Annotated in this window: 1 protein-coding gene; it reads left to right on the top strand. The window is 69.4% G+C overall.

Annotated elements, in window-relative coordinates; all coding sequences use genetic code 11:
* Positions 1-3: 3 nt before the first annotated feature.
* Positions 4-588: tyrosine-type recombinase/integrase (locus AU465_RS32945; protein ID WP_246506626.1), on the top strand; the 585-nt coding region annotated here is incomplete at its 3' end.

The raw sequence follows: 588 nt of genomic DNA, 5'->3' as shown, positions 1-588 counted from the left end.
GGCATGCGGCCGCCGGGCATCAACGGTTCGGTCTCGGCGCTGCGCTTCTTCTTCACCGTGACGCTCGACCGGCCCGATCTCGCGCGCCGTCTCACCGTCGTCCGCCAGCCACGCAAGCTGCCGCTGGTGCTGAGCGTCGAGGAGGTGGCGCGGCTGCTCGAAGCCGCACCGGGTCCGAAGTACAAGGCCGCCCTCGGCACGGCCTACGGGGCCGGCTTGCGGGTCTCCGAGATCGTGGCGCTCAAGGTGAGCGATATCGACTCCACGCGCATGCTGATCCGCGTCGAGCAGGGCAAGGGCCGCAAGGACCGCCACGCCATGCTGTCGCCGCAGCTGCTCGTCCTTCTGCGCGCCTGGTGGCGTGTGGGCAGACGCCGCGGCGTGATGCTGCCGCAGGGCTGGCTGTTCCCGGGCCGCAACCCGATCACGCCGCTGTCCACGCGGCAGATGAACCGCGCCGTTCATGCGGCGGCGGAAGCCGCCGAGATCAAGAAGCGGGTAACGCCGCACACCCTGAGGCACTCCTTCGCCACACATCTCCTGGAGCAGGACGTCGACATCCGCGTTATCCAAGTCCTGCTCGGGCAT

The sequence above is a fragment of the Mesorhizobium silamurunense genome (genome assembly GCF_014843905.1).
In the GTDB taxonomy this organism is placed as follows: domain Bacteria; phylum Pseudomonadota; class Alphaproteobacteria; order Rhizobiales; family Rhizobiaceae; genus Mesorhizobium; species Mesorhizobium silamurunense.
The sequence above is the reverse complement of the archived record's forward strand: the minus strand, read 5'-3'. Positions and strand labels throughout refer to the sequence as shown.